Origin of the sequence: Vibrio sp. 070316B, assembly GCF_013114115.1 — a bacterium.
Classification (GTDB): Bacteria; Pseudomonadota; Gammaproteobacteria; order Enterobacterales; family Vibrionaceae; genus Vibrio; species Vibrio chagasii_B.
The window spans coordinates 1-19,740 of sequence record NZ_VTYC01000039.1 but is presented as its reverse complement, the minus strand read 5'-3'; the positions used below and the strand labels follow the sequence as shown (position 1 = coordinate 19,740).

Annotated in this window: 16 protein-coding genes; 9 read left to right on the top strand and 7 right to left on the bottom strand. The window is 44.1% G+C overall.

Features of this window, described 5'->3' with window-relative positions; translation table 11 throughout:
- Positions 1-114: 114 nt before the first annotated feature.
- Entirely contained in the window at positions 115-1,311 is a 1,197-nt protein-coding gene (locus F0251_RS21400) for an acetate kinase (protein WP_004737356.1), read from the bottom strand.
- Between the two features lie 344 nt (positions 1,312-1,655).
- Here F0251_RS21400 and yfbV point away from each other — a divergent pair, with 344 nt between their 5' ends.
- From yfbV to F0251_RS21385, 3 genes are all read left to right on the top strand, one after another.
- Positions 1,656-2,108 (top strand): terminus macrodomain insulation protein YfbV, encoded by a 453-nt coding sequence (gene yfbV / locus F0251_RS21395; protein WP_061033794.1) that lies wholly within the window; start codon positions 1,656-1,658, stop codon positions 2,106-2,108.
- 270 nt (positions 2,109-2,378) lie between these two features.
- A complete protein-coding gene (locus F0251_RS21390) occupies positions 2,379-3,344 on the top strand; it encodes an ABC transporter substrate-binding protein (RefSeq protein WP_105057412.1) in 966 nt (321 codons plus the stop codon).
- Between the two features lie 256 nt (positions 3,345-3,600).
- Complete coding sequence (locus tag F0251_RS21385; protein WP_061033792.1) at positions 3,601-5,067, top strand: sensor domain-containing diguanylate cyclase; 1,467 nt, start codon at positions 3,601-3,603, stop codon at positions 5,065-5,067.
- Between the two features lie 49 nt (positions 5,068-5,116).
- On the opposite strand, the gene dusC is transcribed toward F0251_RS21385, so the two are convergent.
- Entirely contained in the window at positions 5,117-6,073 is a 957-nt protein-coding gene (gene dusC / locus F0251_RS21380) for a tRNA dihydrouridine(16) synthase DusC (RefSeq protein ID WP_102424921.1), read from the bottom strand.
- 179 nt (positions 6,074-6,252) lie between these two features.
- Between dusC and F0251_RS21375 the strand changes: the two genes are divergently transcribed.
- The gene (locus F0251_RS21375) at positions 6,253-6,873 is read left to right on the top strand and encodes an SEC-C metal-binding domain-containing protein (RefSeq protein ID WP_171731762.1); all 621 of its coding nucleotides are present in this window, start codon (positions 6,253-6,255) and stop codon (positions 6,871-6,873) included.
- A 375-nt stretch (positions 6,874-7,248) separates the two neighbouring features.
- Here F0251_RS21375 and dsbB read toward each other — a convergent pair whose 3' ends face one another.
- Positions 7,249-7,758, bottom strand: coding sequence for a disulfide bond formation protein DsbB (gene dsbB, locus F0251_RS21370; RefSeq protein WP_171731768.1), 510 nt, complete (start codon positions 7,756-7,758; stop codon positions 7,249-7,251).
- 147 nt (positions 7,759-7,905) lie between these two features.
- Positions 7,906-9,498 carry a Na(+)/H(+) antiporter NhaB gene (gene nhaB, locus F0251_RS21365; protein WP_102426095.1) on the bottom strand — a complete coding sequence of 531 codons (1,593 nt, stop codon included), beginning with the start codon at positions 9,496-9,498 and terminating at the stop codon, positions 7,906-7,908.
- Between the two features lie 640 nt (positions 9,499-10,138).
- On the opposite strand from nhaB, the gene fadR reads away from it, so the two are divergent.
- On the top strand, positions 10,139-10,978 hold the full coding sequence (gene fadR, locus F0251_RS21360) for a fatty acid metabolism transcriptional regulator FadR (RefSeq protein WP_008220261.1): 840 nt from the start codon (positions 10,139-10,141) through the stop codon (positions 10,976-10,978).
- 117 nt (positions 10,979-11,095) lie between these two features.
- Here fadR and F0251_RS21355 read toward each other — a convergent pair whose 3' ends face one another.
- Positions 11,096-11,575, bottom strand: a complete 480-nt coding sequence (locus tag F0251_RS21355) for a DUF1456 family protein (RefSeq protein ID WP_105057410.1) — start codon at positions 11,573-11,575, stop codon at positions 11,096-11,098.
- 214 nt (positions 11,576-11,789) lie between these two features.
- On the bottom strand, positions 11,790-13,850 hold the full coding sequence (metG, locus tag F0251_RS21350) for a methionine--tRNA ligase (protein WP_102424359.1): 2,061 nt from the start codon (positions 13,848-13,850) through the stop codon (positions 11,790-11,792).
- Positions 13,851-14,007: 157 nt separating this feature from the next.
- Here metG and apbC point away from each other — a divergent pair, with 157 nt between their 5' ends.
- From apbC to F0251_RS21335, 3 genes are all read left to right on the top strand, one after another.
- Positions 14,008-15,084 (top strand): iron-sulfur cluster carrier protein ApbC, encoded by a 1,077-nt coding sequence (gene apbC, locus F0251_RS21345; RefSeq protein ID WP_008220270.1) that lies wholly within the window; start codon positions 14,008-14,010, stop codon positions 15,082-15,084.
- 276 nt (positions 15,085-15,360) lie between these two features.
- Complete coding sequence (gene udk, locus F0251_RS21340) at positions 15,361-16,002, top strand: uridine kinase (protein WP_004737367.1); 642 nt, start codon at positions 15,361-15,363, stop codon at positions 16,000-16,002.
- A 107-nt stretch (positions 16,003-16,109) separates the two neighbouring features.
- A complete protein-coding gene (locus F0251_RS21335) occupies positions 16,110-18,236 on the top strand; it encodes an AsmA family protein (protein WP_061033784.1) in 2,127 nt (708 codons plus the stop codon).
- 219 nt (positions 18,237-18,455) lie between these two features.
- On the opposite strand, the gene cobO is transcribed toward F0251_RS21335, so the two are convergent.
- On the bottom strand, positions 18,456-19,061 hold the full coding sequence (gene cobO / locus F0251_RS21330) for a cob(I)yrinic acid a,c-diamide adenosyltransferase (protein ID WP_171731761.1): 606 nt from the start codon (positions 19,059-19,061) through the stop codon (positions 18,456-18,458).
- Positions 19,062-19,145: 84 nt separating this feature from the next.
- On the opposite strand from cobO, the gene F0251_RS21325 reads away from it, so the two are divergent.
- Positions 19,146-19,595, top strand: coding sequence for a low molecular weight protein-tyrosine-phosphatase (locus tag F0251_RS21325; protein ID WP_061033782.1), 450 nt, complete (start codon positions 19,146-19,148; stop codon positions 19,593-19,595).
- Positions 19,596-19,740 lie beyond the last annotated feature (145 nt).

The following is a 19,740-nucleotide window of genomic DNA, read 5'->3' as shown; positions in this document are numbered from 1 at the left end:
ATTAAAAAAGCTCAACTTCATATTCCTATTTAAGGGTAGGAATAGGAATAGAAGCTGAGCCCCATTTTTATCAAAAGACCGCCGACTCGTTAAAGCCTGCGGTCCTAAATTTGATTAAAGACCTGCTAGTTTCGCAGTGTCTTCAGCAATTACTAGCTCTTCGTTAGTAGAGATAACCATTGCAGGGATACGGCTGTTAGCTGTAGTGATAGTACCTTCGCCGCCGAAACGAGCTTTAAGGTTAGCTTCACCGTCAACTTCGATGCCGAAGATGCCTAGGCGGTTTAGAACCATTTCACGGATTGGGCCAGAGTTCTCGCCGATGCCGCCAGTGAAAGTGATTGCGTCTAGACGACCTTCTAGAGTTGCAGTGTAACCAGCAACGTATTTAGCTAGACGGTGACAGAACACGTCCATTGCACGAGTTGCTTCTTCTTTTTCACCGTAGTTGTCTTCAACGAAACGACAGTCAGAAGTCACTTCAGTTAGACCAGCAAGACCAGACTCTTTAGTTAGCATGTTGTTGATTTCTTCAACAGAGTAGCCAAGAGCGTCGTGTAGGTGGAAGATGATTGCAGGATCTAGGTCACCACAACGAGTACCCATTACTAGACCTTCAAGAGGAGTAAGGCCCATAGAAGTATCTACAGATTTACCGTTCTTGATTGCACATACAGAAGCGCCGTTACCTAGGTGACAGTTGATGATGTTAACTTCTTCAACTGGCTTGTTTAGTAGGCCTGCAACTTCACGAGTGATGAATAGGTGAGAAGTACCGTGCATGCCGTAACGACGGATGCCGTGCTCTTTGTACAGGTTGTACGGTAGAGCGTATAGGTAAGACTCAGAAGGCATTGTTTGGTGGAACGCAGTGTCAAATACAGCAACGTTTTTAAGGCCTGGGAAGTTCTGTTGAGCAGCTTCGATACCGATTAGGTGAGCTGGGTTGTGAAGAGGTGCGAAAGTCGCAGCGTCTTGAATACCCTTAAGTACGTCATCTGTGATTAGTGCAGATTGAGTGAACTGCTCGCCGCCGTGTACGATACGGTGACCGATAGCGCCAAGGTTAGCTTTAAGCTCAGGCTTAGAAGCAAGAATAGTTTCTACCATGAAAGATAGTGCTTCTACGTGAGCTGCGCCCGCGCCTAGTTGTGCTTCGTGCTTGCCGTCAAGTTTCCACTTCATACGAGCTTCTGGAAGACCTAGACACTCAGCAAGACCAGTTAGGTGCTCTGCACCTGTTTCTGCATCAACAACAGCGAATTTAAGAGAAGAACTACCACAGTTTAAAACTAAAACTAGCTTAGACATTAATGACTACCTGTTAATTTTTCTGATCGAAATCAGTTAAGGATGAAAATTAATCTCAAGAATAGACGAAGCTCGCTAGCTTGCGTACTAACCTTGGTCAAAAAAACGTTAATTTCCGTATTAAAGTGAAAGCGCACTTTTTAAGCAAAAGCGGCTTGTGCATTCCTTGCAGAAGTCTTCTCAAAGTTGCTTAAATTGTAAATAAGGGCAACAATGAGATTGAGGTCTGCAAATAATAGCGATATTGTGCAAATATAACAAAAAAATTTGAAAGAATATTATTTTTCGTCAAATTTTTGTGTTTTTAGTTGATGATTTCAACTTTTTTTTAATGGGAGACTCATATGAGCAATAGAGTTGGTTTAGCTGGCAGTTTAAAAGATGGCCAAAAGTACATGGATCTCTGGCCTGTTCGAAAAGAGTTAAACGCTATTTTCCCAGAGCAACGCATCATTAAAGCGACGCGCTTTGGTGTTAAGGTAATGCCTGCGATCGCTGCTATCAGTGTTCTTACGCAAATGGTTTTTAATAATTACCAAGCAATGCCACAAGCTGTGGTCATGGCTTTGTTCGCTATTAGCTTGCCACTTCAAGGCATGTGGTGGTTAGGTAACCGTTCAAACACTCAACTTCCGCCGGCTTTGGTCTCTTGGTATCGAGAGTTACACGAAAAGATCACTGAAACAGGGTTCGCGTTAGAGCCGATGAAGCCGCGCCCTCGTTATAAAGAATTAGCCATTATCCTTAACCGCGCTTTCCGTCAGTTAGACAAGTCGTCAATGGAGCGCTGGTTCTAAAAACACCTCACATCTCCCCACAGGCCTGAGAGCATCGATATTCTACATACTTGCTTGCTCTCAGAGCTAACCCTTGCATATCTTATTCACCCCATTTCTTATCGTGTCCCAAAGCAAACCTAGCTTTCCTCGCATAATTCGAGCCTTGTTGTGTTTTTGTTAAATATCACTTCAAGTTATCAATTGTTACTGGTAATAATGTCAATAGTGATTTGATGTTGTTCTCTTTGATCGAGCAATAACAACGGAAGCTTGATTCAGGGAGTGTGAATGGGTTTAGTAAAAAAAGTATTAACGGCAGTTTTGAGCTGTTCTCTGCTGCTATGGACTAGCAGTGTGATGGCAAACATTGCGAAAGTGTCGGTGTCACAAGTGGTCGATCACCCAGATTTAAACGCGACACGTTTAGGGCTTCTTGAAGGGCTAAGAGCAAAAGGTTATGAACCTGGAAAAAACTTAGAGTTTTCTTATGAAATGGCCGATGGAAACCCAGCTCAGGCAGCGAAAATTGCCAGAGAACTTGTGAGCGAAAACCCACATGTTTTGGTGGGCATCGCCACGCCGAGCTCACAGGCTTTGGTGTCAGCTACGAGAACCATTCCTATTGTGTTTACGGCCGTCACCGATCCAATCGGAGCAAGGCTTGTTAAGCAATTTGAAAAACCGGGACGCAATGTGACTGGCCTTTCTGATCTATCTCCAATTGTTCAGCATGTCTCCCTAATCAAAGAGCTTCTTCCTGAGGCGAACTCTATAGGCGTGGTCTATAACCCGGCAGAAGCTAATGCGGTCGCTTTAGTTGGGCTACTAAAAAAAGCAGCGCGTGATTTTGGCTATGAGCTCTATACAGAAAAGGCGCTGACCATTGATGATGTGGAATCTAAAGCAGAATCAGTGGCCAAGCGCTCCGACGTAATTTACGCGCTGACCGATAATACGGTTGCTAGCGGTGCTGAAGGCCTTATTGAAGCGGCAAACCAAGCGGGGACGCCAGTGGTCGCAGGGGCAACGTCTTATGTAGGGAAGGGGGCTATTGCTGGTTTAGGGTTAGACTATTACGACGTTGGAGTACAAACCGCGGATTATGTTTCTGCTATCTTGAATGGTCAAAAGCCCGGTAAATTGAGCGTAAAGACCGCACAGAGTTCGCAATTGGTGATTAACTTGGATGCAGCTCGCGAGCTAGGTGTTACGGTGCCAAAGTCAGTGATTGAGCGTGCGATAGTGAGCCGGTGATGGCGTTGGATAGCATGAGCTTAGCGAATTAGACATAAGTCATATTGTTAACGGTGCTAGCATCGCCTTCCATCAAATGGCGCTACGCTGTTCTACGCGTTAACTTTTATCTATTTTGTTCATTTATAAGCAGTTATTTCACCGAGAGCGGTACCGTTAATATCAATTTACATTATTTTACGTCGAGCAGGTTGGCGATTAATGTAATAATATTAATGGGGTAAATGAAAATAGCTGAGCGCTAAGAGCACATTATATGAAAGTAAATAGGCACTTTAGCCTTACCTTTGTCTTCGGGTTTCCCGCGGTGATCGCGGCAATGCTGCTTGGTTTAATCGGAAAGAACCATTTCGATTCGGTGAAAAAAGACATCGACAGCGAGTTTCATCGTATCGAAGATGTATTTAAAAGAACTACAAAAGTGGTCACAGCCCTAGACTACAGCTTCTCTAACTACTACAAATCAGGAAACCCGCTTTTTCTTGATCACAATAAACATGTAGTGAATGGACTTTGCCAAATCTGGCCTATTGATGTGCTACTCCTAGCGGATGGTAAAACTTCAGATATTCCCTCTGTTGATATCGACTATATGTTGATTGGCGAAGAGTCCCTCTGTTCCGAAAGCAGTGATAGCTACAAAAGTGCATCAGAAAAGATCGCACTTGCCCCGATTCTTTCATTCTTATCTCAACTTGATGAATACCACGACGGTGTACACTTCATTGATACTCGTGGTTATGTGATCTCTTCGCCAGAGGATTTTGCCAAAGGGTTGAGTAAAGAGTTGTTATCGACCATTAAGAGTCGCCCATACTGGCAGAAAACTGCGAATAACCCCGATCAACTGACCCTCTCTGGCCCTGGTTATCGTTTTGATTCTCTTGATCGCATGATTAGTATGACTATTCCTGTGTTCCATAAAGGCGTGCACCAAGGAATGTTGTCGGTTGATATAAACGCGGGTCGGCTGTTGGCAAACTCTAACGAACATCTGGCTGGTCGTATCGATATCATAGACACAACTCTAACGATGCCGAACGCTAACGCAGCTTTCTATCATGGGATTAACCTCGAAGGTGTCGCCTCGCATCACGCGATGTACTATGAGTTAGATTTAGTGAAAGAGATTGAGCACTTTTTTGTTTATGAGAAAGACAGCCTTATCGTTGCCATTATTGTGTATCTGTTCTCTGTGACTATTTTCTTCTACGTTAACTCTAATATTGAAAGGGGTTATTTCAAAGAGCTTGCGGCTAAAGATCCAATGACGGGGTTGCTGAATCGACGCGGGTTGGAAGCATTTTGGCGTAGAGTAGAGCATGACCAGCTGTTTGCTTTGACCGTTTTTGATATTGACGACTTTAAGTCGATCAATGACACCTACGGTCATGATAAAGGCGATGATGTCATTCGTTACATGTCACGCCAAATCACGAGTAGCATACGCAGTAGTGATGTTGCTGCCCGGTTTGGTGGCGAAGAGTTTGTAGTCTATCTGAAAGGGGATGATCGCGAGACTTTGATGCGAACACTCGATCGTGTAAAAACAGCGATTTGCGCCAATTCAACAGATATTATTCCGAATGGATTCACAGTATCTGGTGGTGTGTGCATTGTAGAGACAGAGCAGAGCAAGCTTAACTTTGAAGAGATATTTAAGTTTGCTGATGAGAAGCTTTACGTGGCTAAAACGACCGGTAAAGATCGTATCGAATTCTAGCCACGTTGTTTAGTCTACATGCTTTAATAGACAGTTCGAGAGCGGAGATCTATGCAGGCTGATTGTACAGTTCTTGGTAGCGTTTGATCTGCTCGACGATAGGCGCAGCTTTTTTGTAGGTTCTGATTTCTCGGAACAGCTCTTCCGCTTCTGGGTACTCTTTTCGCAGATACACAAACCACTGTTTTACACGGTTTGGATAGTAAAGACCTTTATCGCCCTCAATTTCGAACTCTGAATAGCGTAACAGCAGAGCAATCACCTCTATCCATGGCATTGGCTGGTGGTTGTGCTTAACCACGTTACCAAGATTTGGAACGTTGAATGCGCCACGGCATACCATGAGTGAATCGACACCTGTTGTTTTAATGCAATCTTGACCGTCTTGATAATTCCAAATCTCACCATTCGCGATCAAAGGTAACGATGTCTTCTGGCGGATCTGATTAATGTAATCCCACTTTATTTCACTTGCCTTATAGCCACCGGTTTTGGTTCTTGCATGAACCGTCAGTTCGTCCGCTTTGGCTTGTTCAATCGCATCGACAATCTCAAAGCACTCATCTGGGTGTTCCCAACCTAAACGAATTTTAGCCGAAACAGGGATGTGCTCAGGAACGGCTTCTCGGGTCGCTTTAACAACTTGATAGATAAGCTCGGGCTCTTTCAGTAATGATGCGCCACCGTTACTCTTGTTTACCGCTTTTGCTGGGCAACCAAAGTTTAGGTCGATTCCTTTTGCACCAAGGTTCGCAGCTTGAATCGCATTCTCTGCCATCCATTTTGGGTGTTGGCCAAGCAGTTGAACGTGGACAGGGACGCCCGCCATCGTCTGAGAGCCTTGGTGAAGCTCAGGGCACAAGCGATGGAACACATGCGGTGGTAATAGTTGATCAGTAACACGGACGAATTCTGTTACACAGAGGTCGTAATCATTGAGCTCTGTGAGAATTTCACGCATTAGATGGTCTAGAACGCCCTCCATAGGGCCAAGTATTACTCGCATGCTGATTTACCGAAACATCTCTGTCCTGAAAATAAAGAGGCGTGATTGTACGGCTTGACCACAGGATTGTCACTATGAGTGTGGCTTTGCTTACGATGAGGCTCGTTCAATCGGTTAATGGCGACATGATGCATGGGATAGCGTTATAATATGGAAAATGCCCAATATCCAGAGCTTTCATGACATATCAATTATTAAGCCTACCAGAATCAATTACCGACATTACTCCGCAGTTTCTTGAAGGGGCAATTCTTGCTTCTAACCTAGCCACTAAGCCGCTAGAGCCAGAAGCGTGGCTTGCGATTATTGCTCCAGAAGCGGGTGAAGCGCTTGTGGCAATCGTGACAGAACAGATTAACCGCCAGCACAACCTCATTCAGCGTAGTGAATACTTACTGACAGATGTGTTTTCTGAAGGTGACTTTACTGAACAATTCGCTGATTTCGCGGAAGGTTTCATGATGGTCTGGCCAACCGTAGAAGAGCAATGGCAAACCGTAAGTGTTGCTGACGGCACGTTACGTATGCTTCAAGCTCTGCTGACGACATTGATGCTCGCGATTGATGAAGAGCAAACTCAACAGCAAATGGTGGCGGCTGGACTAAAGAACCCGCCTGCGCTTGCAGATCTTGTCGGTCAAGTCGACTTGATGATTTCAGAAGTTGCACTAGCCGCTGATGAAGCAATGCTGGGCAATAAATCTCAGAGCGTGAATCCGTTTAAAGATATCGGTCGTAACGATGCTTGTCCGTGTGAAAGCGGTAAAAAATTCAAGCAATGCTGTGGCAAGAACAGTTAATCGTTTCAAGCGCGCTGTTCTTTAGAAAACGACAAAGATTGGATAACAAAAAGTCGACCCTAAGGTCGACTTTTTAGTTTTTGTAAAGCGTGAGTGACTAGGGCGAGTTGATCTTTTGAGCTGATTTTGCAGCGAATTGCTGGGGATTTATACAAGGCAGAGGCTTTGATGTGTAGCTAGTCTACATGAGAAGCCGATAACGCAGTAGAAATGACCAGCAAACGCTGCCCGAAGGGTTCGACTAAAAACGCTTTACTCTTTGTTGAGGGAGATTTGCTTAGAATGACTAGGCTACTTCTCCCTCGCCGCGATTAAAACGCTTTTGACTAGGCGCCCCCATCCGAACAAAATTTAACCACGAAAGGTCAACGCGCCCTAGCTGTTTTTGGATTTAACGAATTGAGAAATGACCACGAAACCGAACGCCACTAAGTTGCCTGCAAAGATAATGACAAGCCATTGCGGCATAGAAAGCGACAAGAACTGCCACACGACCTTGCTGCAGTCACCGTAGGCTTCAAACATCCACGGAGCCCATTGGTTTAAAGGTGCCCAGCTAGGGAAGGTCACGAACAGGTCACAGGTTGCAAATGGAGACGGGTTGAACTGGTAATCAACGTGCTCCAAAGCCAACGTTAAACCTTTGTATGCGCCAAAACCCCAGCCAGCAAGGCCAAGCCAGCGCGAGATTGGATTGTCCGGGGCGATAGCACCTATCATGGCTGCGACACCAATAGCTAGCATTGCCACACGCTCATAAATACACATAACACAAGGGCCAAGCATCATGACATGCTGAAAGAACAGCGCACAAGCCTCAAAAAATACGATAAATGCTAGCAGTAAAAGCCAAGATAAACGTCCCTTAGAGAAGTCTTTGAGCATTACAAAAAAGTTCACGAATTAAATCCCGTCTATAAAATAAAAAAGCCCTGAATACTCAGAGCTTTTTATCTTGGATAAGTTTCCTAATCAACTAATATTTTTGATTAGTGAGTTACACATTTTGTGCTTTGCGACACAGTGTGTAGCTTAGTGACCACCAGAGATCACTGGAGCAACCGCTTCACCGGTGCGCTGAATGATCCAACCTGCGTCATAGAACCATGCCGTCATCGGTTCCACGAAGTATACGATGCCTGCAAGGCCAACCAATGCCAGCACGATAGTGTATGGCAGCGCCATGATTACCATGCGGCCGTAAGACAGTCGAATTAACGGCGCAAGTGCAGACGTTAATAGGAATAAGAACGCAGCTTGACCGTTTGGTGTTGCAACTGAAGGTAGGTTAGTACCTGTGTTGATAGCAACAGCAAGCAGGTCGAACTGGTCGCGAGTGATAATGCCTTCAACCAACGCTGTTTTCACTTCGTTGATGTAAACCGTACCTACGAACACGTTATCTGAAACCATCGATAGAATACCGTTGGCCACATAGAATAGGGCAAGCTGAGCACCTTTATCTTCAACGTGAAGAACCGCATCGATTACTGGCTTGAATAGTGCTTGGTCGATGATTACTGCAACGACAGCGAAGAACACAGCAAGAAGCGCAGTAAATGGTAGCGCTTCCTCAAAAGCTTTACCCATAGAGTGCTCTTCGATTACACCTGTAAACGCAGTCGCTAAAATGATAACTGAAAGACCAATTAAACCAACTTCAGCAACGTGAAGTGCCAAGCCAACGATAAGCCAAACTGCGATTGCACTTTGAACCCAAAGCTTTGCAACATCTTGTTTAGTTCGGTTTTCACGTTCTTTGTTGTCAAACTCAACTAGGATTTGGCGAACGTTGTTTGGCAGCTTGGCGCCATAACCGAATACTTTGAATTTCTCGACAAGCGCACAAGTTAGAATGCCGCAGAAGAAAACAGGCAATGTTACAGGAAGCATACGGATAATAAACTCACCGAATTCCCAGCCTGCTTGTTTCGCGATAACTAAGTTTTGTGGTTCACCAACCATGGTCATTACACCACCTAGCGCAGTACCTACGCCAGCGTGCATCAGTAGCGAACGTAAGAAAGCACGGTAGTCTTCTAAGTCTTCACGAGTTAGTTCAGAGATTTCTTCATCGTGAGTATGGTCGTGTGCAGAGTTAGAGCCTTTGCCCGATGCAACTTTGTGGTAAATCGAGTAGAAGCCCACAGCCACGCTGATCACAACTGCGATTACAGTTAGTGCATCTAGGAAAGCTGATAGGAATGCTGCTGCAACACAGAACGCAACAGAAAGCATGATCTTAGAACGAATGCCGAGCAGTATCTTCGTGAAAATGAACAGAAGAAGTTCTTTCATGAAGTAAATGCCGGCAACCATGAATACTAATAAGAGTAATACTGGAAGGTTTGCTTGCAGCTCATGATAAACCATTTCAGGTTTGGTCATGCCAATCGCAACGGCTTGAATTGCCAATAAGCCACCCGGTTGAAGAGGGTAGCACTTGAGAGCCATAGCTAGGGTGAAAATAAACTCAACCACCAATAGCCAGCCCGCAACAAATGGGTCAACTAGGAAGAAAACAAACGGGTTGATGATTAAAAAGGAAATGATGGCAAGTTTATACCAATCAGGAGCTTTACCAAGGAAATTCTTGATAAAAGCGTTTCCGAGAGACATCGGCATGTTAATACTCTTTTATGTTGATTATGAATAGACAAGCAATACAACATTTTGAGAATCGAGCTATAGAAAGTGTTAAAAACTATAACTAACAGTGACTTAGAAAAACTACATTCCATGTAACGTTCTGTGGTCTTGCCAAGTCACTCCCTTAGAAACTCAAGCACTGCTTATTTTTGAGCGCAACTCTACTCTTAGATAACATTTAGTCAACAGGAAAAGCCCTGTAGCACCTAAAATACCTCTTTTTTGTGTGAGAAACGCGATCAAAGTAGCGGAAGCATACCACTTAAAATGTGATAAAAACCGACTAGAATCAATATTTCAGCGAAATGATTGAAATTTACAGAATAAAGACGGTTTATATATGATTATTACAACTTAATATTGCAATTTGATAGCTTTGAAAATATGACCAATGTCGTTGATTTTAAAGTGAATTTATTGTGTTAATTATTTGTTGAAATGCTGATTTATATAGACTTGCTTTGCAAACCTTGGACGGAAACATGAGCTTAACTTTAGAGCTTTAGCTCTACTGGTGTTTTGGGGGAGTAAAATTTTTGAGGGTGTTTCCGCTCGCCTTTACTAGTGGTATGATGAGTAAATTAGAAGAAAATAATTTAATTGGATTGAAGTGTAGATGGTCATTAAGGCGAAGAGCCCGGCAGGATTTGCAGAAAAGTATATCATTGAAAGTATTTGGAATGGCCGTTTCCCTCCAGGTTCTATCTTGCCAGCAGAGCGTGAGCTTTCTGAGCTAATTGGTGTTACACGTACTACGCTTCGTGAAGTACTACAACGTCTTGCTCGTGATGGTTGGTTAACAATCCAACATGGTAAACCAACTAAAGTTAACCAGTTTATGGAGACATCAGGCCTTCATATCCTTGATACGCTAATGACGCTGGATGTTGATAACGCAAGCAAGATGGTAGAAGACCTGCTTGCTGCTCGTACTAATATCAGCCCGATTTTCATGCGTTATGCATTCAAAGCAAATAAAGAGGCTTCAGAGCGTACAATCAGTAATGTGATTGAATCGTGTGAAGCGCTACTTGCGGCACCTACGTGGGATGAGTTCTTAGAATCTTCTCCGTATGCAGACAAAATTAAGCAAGCAGTAAAAGAAGACACAGAGAAAGATGAAGCAAAACGTCAAACGATCTTGATCGCGAAGACATTCAACTTTTACGACTACATGCTGTTCCAACGTTTGGCGTTCCATTCAGGTAACCAGATTTACGGTCTGATCTTTAACGGTGTACGTAAGCTCTATGATCGTATTGGTAGCTACTACTTCTCTAATCCTGAAGCTCGTCGCTTGGCTATGGAGTTTTACAAAGAGTTGTTCGTTATCTGTGAGAGCGGTCAACGTGAAAACTTGCCTTTGGTTATTCGTAATTACGGTATCGCAAGTGCACAGATCTGGAACGAAATGAAAACGACGTTACCAACAAACTTTACGGAAGACGACAGCTAATCTTTTTGGTTAACTTAGTCAGTTTCTAAAGTAAGAACAAAGAAAAGCGGCGAGATAATTCAATTATCTCGCCGCTTTTTATTTATTAAGAGTCTGGTTAACTTGGTCGATTGTTATTTAACCCGCAAACTCTTCTGAGTCTGGACGGTGAGTAAATTGAACGCCATTTAGAAAATCACAAAGCAATTGGTCTTCACACACTTTGTAGTTTTTGTTCTCTGGCTTGCGGAAGTAGGCGCCAATCTCATACTTACTTAGGCTGATACCCACCACTTCTAATACGTCGAGCACGTCTTCTGCTTTCATGTTCAACGCAATACGTAGCTTCATGAAAATCATGTTGTTGGTAAGTGCAACTTCAGGCTTTGGCTGAGCCCCTTCTTTTTTACCGCGCTTAAGGTTGATGAAACCATTTAGGAATACCGCTAACTCTTTGTCTTTCATCTTAGAGCATGACTTATCGTTATCCGCTTTTAGCCAGTTAATCACTTGGTCGTGGGCAACAGTCACATCCGCTTGCTCGATAGCTTTGATGATTTGTGCGTTCTTAAGGTTTAGTGCGTGTTGAATACGACGCAAGATTTCGTTGTTAGTCACAGAGGTGTCCTAAAAGGTTTAGAGAGTAAAGCGGCTTCAAACGGCGTATTGCTGCCGATAACCTTGTCATACTTTACTTAGCATAGTTGACGGCGACTCTAACAGAGAACGCCGATTTTCGGTAGATATAAAAAAACCCCGATGCTATTAACTCTTTCAAGTTAAGTTACATCAGGGATTTGGCAATGAATGCTTTATCTGACAGACGCCAGAATTACATTACACGCATACCAGGTTGAGCACCTTCGTGTGGCTCAAGGATCCATAGGTCGCTGCCGCCAGGGCCTGCTGCTAGGATCATGCCTTCAGACATACCAAACTTCATCTTACGAGGTTTTAGGTTTGCAACCATAACAGTTAGCTTGCCTTCTAGCTCTTCAGGTTTGTATGCTGACTTGATGCCAGAGAATACTTGGCGAGTCTCACCACCGATGTCCAGTTGGAACTTCAGTAGTTTGTTCGCTTTTGGCACTTCTTCACAAGAGATGATACGAGCAATACGCATATCAACGGCTGCGAACGCGTCAAATTCAATCTCTTCAGCGATTGGTTCTTTGTCTAGCTCTGTTTGGCTTGCTTTTTCTTTCTCAGCTTCTGCTTTCTCTTTAGCTGCCATTTCTGCTGCTGCGTCTTCTTTAGAAGACTCAATCATCGCTTCCACTTTCTTAGGATCAATACGGCTAAATAGCGCTTTGAACTTAGTGATCTCGTGATCAGTTAGCGGAGTAGCAACACCTTCCCACGTTAGCTCTTCGTTTAGGAAAGCTTCAGTGCGAGCCGCAAGTTCAGGCATCACTGGTTTCAGGTAAGCCATTAGGACGCGGAATAGGTTGATACCAACAGAAGAAACTTCTTGAAGCTCTTTCTCTTTACCTTCTTCTTTTGCAAGAACCCAAGGTGCTTTTTCGTCGATGTACTGGTTCGCTTTATCTGCTAGTGCTGTGATTTCACGGATAGCACGGCTGAATTCACGAGTTTCGTATAGCTCACCGATACGCTCTGCAGCAGCAACGAATTCGTTGTATAGCTCTGGTTCTGCAAATTCAGCGGCTAGCTTGCCTTCGAAGCGCTTAGTGATGAAGCCAGCGTTACGAGAAGCTAAGTTAACAATCTTGTTTACTACGTCAGCGTTTACACGTTGAGTGAAGTCTTCAAGGTTAAGGTCAAGATCATCGATACGGCTGTTTAGTTTCGCAGCGTAGTAGTAACGTAGACACTCAGGGTCTAGGTGATTTAGGTACGTACTTGCTTTAATGAATGTGCCTTTAGACTTAGACATCTTCGCGCCGTTTACAGTCACGTAGCCGTGTACGAATACGTTGTTTGGCTTACGGAAACCAGAACCTTCTAGCATTGCCGGCCAGAATAGGCTGTGGAAGTAAACGATGTCTTTACCGATGAAGTGGTAAAGCTCAGCGGTGCTGTCTTTCTTCCAGTACTCGTTAAAGTCTAGATCGTCGCGCTTGTCACATAGGTTCTTGAATGAGCCCATGTAGCCGATTGGTGCATCTAGCCATACGTAGAAGAACTTGTCTTTTTCGCCTGGGATCTCGAAGCCAAAGTATGGTGCATCACGAGAGATGTCCCATTGTTGTAGACCAGACTCGAACCACTCTTGCATTTTGTTTGCTGTTTCAGCTTGCAGTGAGCCAGAACGTGTCCACTCTTTTAGCATGCTTTCAAACTGAGGTAGATCGAAGAAGAAGTGCTCAGAGTCTTTCATTACTGGAGTTGCGCCAGAAACTGCTGACTTAGGATCGATTAGCTCAGTTGGGCTGTATGTCTCACCACAGTTATCACAGTTATCACCGTACTGGTCTTCTGACTTACACTTAGGGCAAGTACCTTTTACGAAACGGTCTGGTAAGAACATCTCTTTCTCAGGGTCGAAAAGCTGAGAAATAGTACGGCTAGAAATGAAACCGTTCTTTTTAAGTTCTAGGTAGATGTGAGAAGCCAGTTCACGGTTCTCGTCGCTGTGTGTGCTGTGGTAGTTATCAAAGCTGATATCAAAGCCAGCGAAGTCTTTTTGGTGCTCTTCACTAACAGCAGCGATCATCTCTTCTGGCGTGATACCCATCTGTTGAGCTTTAAGCATAATTGGCGTGCCGTGAGCATCGTCAGCACAGATGAAGTTTACAGTGTTGCCACGTAGACGCTGGTATCGAACCCAGATATCAGCTTGGATATGCTCAAGCATATGACCAAGGTGAATAGAGCCGTTAGCGTACGGAAGCGCACAAGTTACCAAAAGTTGTCTTGGATCAGTTGCCATACTTAATAATTCGCTTTTTTGATAGGTATAAATTTGATTGGTAATACTACTTTATAACGTGTGATACGCCAAGGTATCAGACAAAGGATTCCCCTAGTTTTTTAGGGGTTCAGTCTTCATCTCGTGGGTGATAGCATAAATAAAAAAAGGAGCCCCAATGCGTAACTTTACTTCGAAGCAAGATTTCTGTTCATGGTTGAATGAGTTTGAGTCACCAATCCTCATCCCAGAGTGGGCGCTACACCAAAACATTGTCTCTGTTGATCCTCGTGGATCGTTTGTTATTACTTTGCCTTTCGCTGCGAATCAGCTTGCTGTTGACCTGGAAAATTGGATGAACGCTCAGATTGAACAAAAGCTTGTGAGTGCTTTTCAATTTGAAGTGAAGGTCAAGCCATCGGCACTTGAAACGACGGTATCAACGCCACTTAAAGGCGTGAAGAATATTATTGCTGTCACTTCTGCCAAGGGCGGGGTGGGCAAATCAACGACTTCCGTTAACCTTGCGCTGGCTTTATCTAAGTCAGGCTCAAAAGTCGGTTTATTGGATGCGGACATCTACGGCCCATCGGTTCCTATGATGCTAGGACAACTAGATGCGAAGCCAGAAGTGCAAAACAATAAGTGGATGATGCCAATCGAAGCGCACGGTATTTTCACGCATTCAATTGGTTACCTTGTATCGAAAGATGACGCTGCGATTTGGCGTGGTCCAATGGCGGCAAAAGCGCTAGGTCAGCTTGTGAATGAAACGGTATGGCCAGAATTGGATTACCTGGTTATCGATATGCCACCGGGCACAGGTGATATCCAGTTAACTCTATCTCAGCAGATCCCAGTAACCGGTGCGGTGGTTGTGACTACTCCTCAAGATCTAGCATTAGCAGACGCACGTAAAGGTGTCGCGATGTTCGATAAAGTGAGTGTGCCTGTAGCAGGCTTAGTTGAAAACATGAGCTACCATATATGTAGTCACTGTGGTGAGAAAGAGCATATCTTTGGCGCTGGTGGCGCAGAGGCTATGTCTGAAGAGTTCTACCTCGATATCTTAGCGCAAATCCCACTGCATATTGATGTTCGCGAAGACATCGATGCCGGTTGCCCGACGGTAGTGCGTCGCCCTGATAGCGAACATACACGTCACTACCTTGAGCTTGCTGAAAATGTCGCGGCTAAAATGTTTTGGACGGGTAAAGCGCGACCAGAAGCGATCAACTTTTCTATGGTTGAATAGTAAGCGCGAACCTCAACGCGGTATAGATAATGAGTGGTTTAGATAAACAGCCCGTGGTTTTTGCACAACTATCGTTTTTTGGTTAGGTAGTTGGCAAGCCTGTGCAAATAGTTGTAGGCAAGTTATTTGAAAGCAAACGATTGTCTTAAGTAAATGTATTGAGATCATCAATTTGACTGCAATTTGCTAAAATGGCGACTAGAATCTCGGTGCTTTAGCCCCTATAATCAGGCGGTTTATCTATTCCCACCACCAAACCATATCGGGTGCAAAATAATGTCTGATAATAATCAATGTGTCATCGTAGGTATCGCTGGCGCTTCAGCTTCAGGAAAAAGTCTGATTGCTAGTACGATTTATAATGAGCTGCGCGAAAAAGTAGGCGACCATCAAATTGGTGTTATCACGGAAGATTGCTATTACAGCGACCAAAGCCACTTGAGTATGGAAGAGCGTGTTAAAACTAACTACGATCACCCAAATGCACTGGACCATGATCTGTTATGTGAGCATTTACAGCAGCTGATGAGCGGCAATGCTGTAGAAGTACCAGAGTACAGCTACACAGAACACACACGTACTTCTGAAACGACTACACTTACTCCTAAGAAAGTGATCATTTTAGAAGGTATTCTGCTATTAACAGACCCACGTCTTCGTAACCTAATGCACGCAAGTGTGTTCATGGATACACCACTAGACATCTGTCTACTACGCCGTGTTAAGCGCGACGTTGAAGAGCGTGGTCGCACAATGGATACAGTACTAAAGCAATACCAAGAAACAGTACGTCCAATGTTCATGCAGTTTATCGAGCCTTCAAAACAACATGCAGACATCATCGTTCCTCGTGGTGGTAAAAACCGTATCGCGATTGATGTACTAAAAGCGCACATTGCGAAGTTGTTGAAGTCTTAATCGAATAAAAGTTTTGCCTAAGTGACTCACTTAGCTTTATTTTTTACCGAATCAGTGGCACTTTTATAGTGCCACTTTCTTTTGGAATCTAAGCAAGGAATATGCGGATGAAGAAACTACTCATTTTCATAGCTGTGCCAGTGTTTATTGTTGTTGCGGCAATTTTGGCACTAGTGCTGTTAGTGAATCCCAACCAATTTAAGCCATTAATTGTCGAACAAGCCCAGAAGCACACCGGCCTTGAGCTAGTGATCGAGGGTGATATCAGCTGGCAATTCTTCCCATCTATTGGCTTCGAACTTGGTCAAACTGAATTACGCAACCCAGAAGGGTTCACCCAACCTAACCTATTTAAGGTTGATACCGTTGGCGTTGACGTTTCGGTTACTCCGCTATTTAGCAACCAACTAGAGATCGGCAACATCACTCTAGATGGCGCTGAATTCTACTTAGAAACGCTTAAAGATGGCCGTAAAAATATTGATGCGCTGACGCAAGCATCTACATCTGATGCGTCGGCACCAGCAGCTGATACAACGTCTGAGTCTGCGCAGGCTCCACAAGAGCAAAGCACAGCAGAGACATCTGGCTGGACGATTAATCTAGCAGGCGTAACCATTTCAAACGCACTATTTGAAATGGACGACAAGCAAGCCGGTTCTTTCACTAAGCTCTACGATGTGTCTTTGAACCTATCTGAGTTCGCAGTAGACACATGGACTACGGCAACTTTTGCTGCGTCTGGTGAGAACAACCAGCAAAAATTCTCAGCCAACGGTAGCGCTGAGTTCAAACTTGCCGAAGGCTTTGCAAGCTATGCGCTACGTAATATCGACCTAAACGCTAAGTTTAATGACCCAACGACGTCAATTGACTCCGTAAAGCTTGGTTTAGATACGTTTGAGTTCGATAAGGTTAACCAACTGACTTACGCTGTGGTTGGTAAAGCTGCTGGTCTAGATTTAGATCTGAAAGGTGGCGGTGAGCTGACGGTTGATAATGCAATTTCAAAAGTGATACTGAACAAGTTAACGTTAGACTCTACGTTCAAGGGTGACACGCTTCCTCAGTCACCAATGAAAGTCGACATGTTGTCTGATCTTAGCTTTGATCTAACGAAGAGCCATTTGAGCTTTGTGCTAGAGAAGCTACAAGCTAACTCTATTGCATTAGACGGTAAAGCCGACGTTACTCTGTCAGACATACCAAAGGTTCGTTTCTCGCTTCATAGCCCGAATATTGATTTAGACGAGTTCCTAGGTTTAGGTAGTTCAACAGAAACTGCGAGCACGGCGCCTTCTGGTTCTGCTGGTGGCTCAACGTCAAAGTCAGGCAGCTCAGCACCAGCGAAAGAAGTTGAACCTGACCTATCTGCGTTGAAAACGCTTGATGTGAAAGGTGATATCACGATCGATAAGTTCAAAGCAAACAATGCGAAAATGCAGAATGTTAAAACGGCATTCTCTGTTAACCGCGGTGTTGCTGAATTAACTTCATTCACATCAAACCTTTACCAAGGTTCTATCTCTGCAACAGCAAAGCTAGACGCTCGTAAAACACCGGCGACTTACACTGCTAAGAAGAGAATTAAAGGGGTGAAAGTTCAGCCATTGCTGGTTGATGTTGCCGGTAACGATATGCTTGAAGGTACGGGTAATATCGATGTTAATGTGAAAGGTAAGAGCCTGACTCCGACAGGAATCAAAAAGAACCTAGTTGGTACTATCGCGATTAACTTTGAAGATGGTGCGGTTAACGGTATCAACGTTGCACAACTGATTCGTGAGAATTACGCGAAGATCAAAGGCGAGAAAGTTGAAAGCACAAATGAAGCTAAAAAGACTGACTTTAGTGCGATGAAAGCGACACTTAAGGTTGATAAAGGTTGGGTTTCAACCAATGACTTGTCGGCACAATCACCACTACTTCGCGTGACAGGTCAAGGTAAAGCTAACTTCATTAATGAAACGGTAGATTTCTTAGTAAGAACATCGATTGTTGGCTCATTAGAAGGTCAGGGCGGTAAGAGTATTGATGACCTGAAAGATGTGACGATTCCGATTAAGGTGACAGGCCAATGGGCTGACCCGAAATTTGCACTTGTTTTTGATGATGTATTGAAGCAAAAAGCACAGAAAGAGATTGACCGTGGTGTTAACAAGCTAACGGACAAGATTAAAGATGAGAAGACCAAAGAAGCCGTAGACGGTTTATTGAAAGGTTTCTTTAACTAACGATTACTCGCTAAATATAAAAAGCGCCATTCCTATTGTAGGAATGGCGCTTTTTATTTTGGCATAGGTAATACTCAAGAGAGATTCCCTATGACACTCGTCCCTCGCTCTAGAGAATGACTATAGGCAGTTGTCCTTTGCTCAAGGGCATAACGGCCTAGTGGTTGTTATCCTCGAGAGGGAAGAATGACCGAGTCCGGGAGCTCTGGTTGAAGGTGATTACCAGTCAACGCCTTGTAGCGCTTTAACACCAGATTCAAATGCGTGTTTTACGTTACGTACCTCTGATACGGTGTCTGCCATTTCAGTTAGTGTGCGGTGTGCACCACGGCCTGTAATGATCACTGATTGCATCTTCGGACGGTTGTTAAGCGCTTCAACGACTTCATCTAGCTCAATGTAACCGTAGCTCACCATGTAAGTCAGCTCATCAAATAGAATCACATCAATCGATTCGTCAGCCAGCATGCGTTTACACTCTCTCCATACGCGTTGTGCTGCTTCAATATCTTGCGCTTTGTTCTGCGTTTCCCAGGTAAAACCAGTGCCCATCACCTGAAATTCAACATCTAGCTTTTGCAGGACATTCTTTTCGCCGTTATCCCAAGTGCCTTTAACAAACTGAGCAACCGCACATTTCTTACCGTGGCCTACTGCGCGAGTTATGGTACCAAAGCCTGAGGTCGATTTGCCTTTACCATTACCAGTGATGACCAGTAACAGGCCTTTTACTTCTTGAGCTGCAGCGACACGAGCATCGACTTGTTCTTTAACTTTCTGTTGTCTTGCTTTATGACGTTGTTCTTTGTTGTCTTCAGTCGACATAACAAATCCTTTTAAGTTGTGATTGCGCTTATCATAGCCTAACTTAACGATAGCAAAAACCATCGGAAGAACAGGTGATTACGGATGAAAAAGATACTCGTGGTTTGTATGGGGAATATTTGTCGCTCGCCAACAGGTGAAGCGGTATTACGAAAGAAGGCACAGCAGCTCAATATTGATGTTCTAGTCGACTCTGCAGGGACGATTGGTTTCCATCAAGGCAATCCGCCGGATTCACGCTCTAAAGCGGCAGGAGAGAAGCGAGGCTATAGCTTTAAAGGCATTACTTCACGAAAAGTCGTCGCAAATGATTTTGAAGAGTTTGACTTAATACTCGCAGCAGATAGAGCTAACTTGACCGACTTAATGAGCCAATGTCCGGCACACTTGCAATACAAACTGGCGTTGTTTCTAAGCTTCGGTGAATCGCAGTATCAAGAAGTTCCTGATCCGTATTATGGGGAGGGTGATGGGTTCGAACTGGTTTTGGACTTAATCGAAGAATCTAGCGAAGCGATATTAAGGTCGATTTGAGATCGAGAATGTAAGAGCAGTATTTGGCTTAAGCTATAAGTATAAAAAAGGTTCATCGCGGCTTTCCGGGGAAAGCCGCTTTTATCTTCAAGAAGAAGTAGTCTGTATCTCGATACCCATATCCCATTCGCTTGATTAGCTTTAT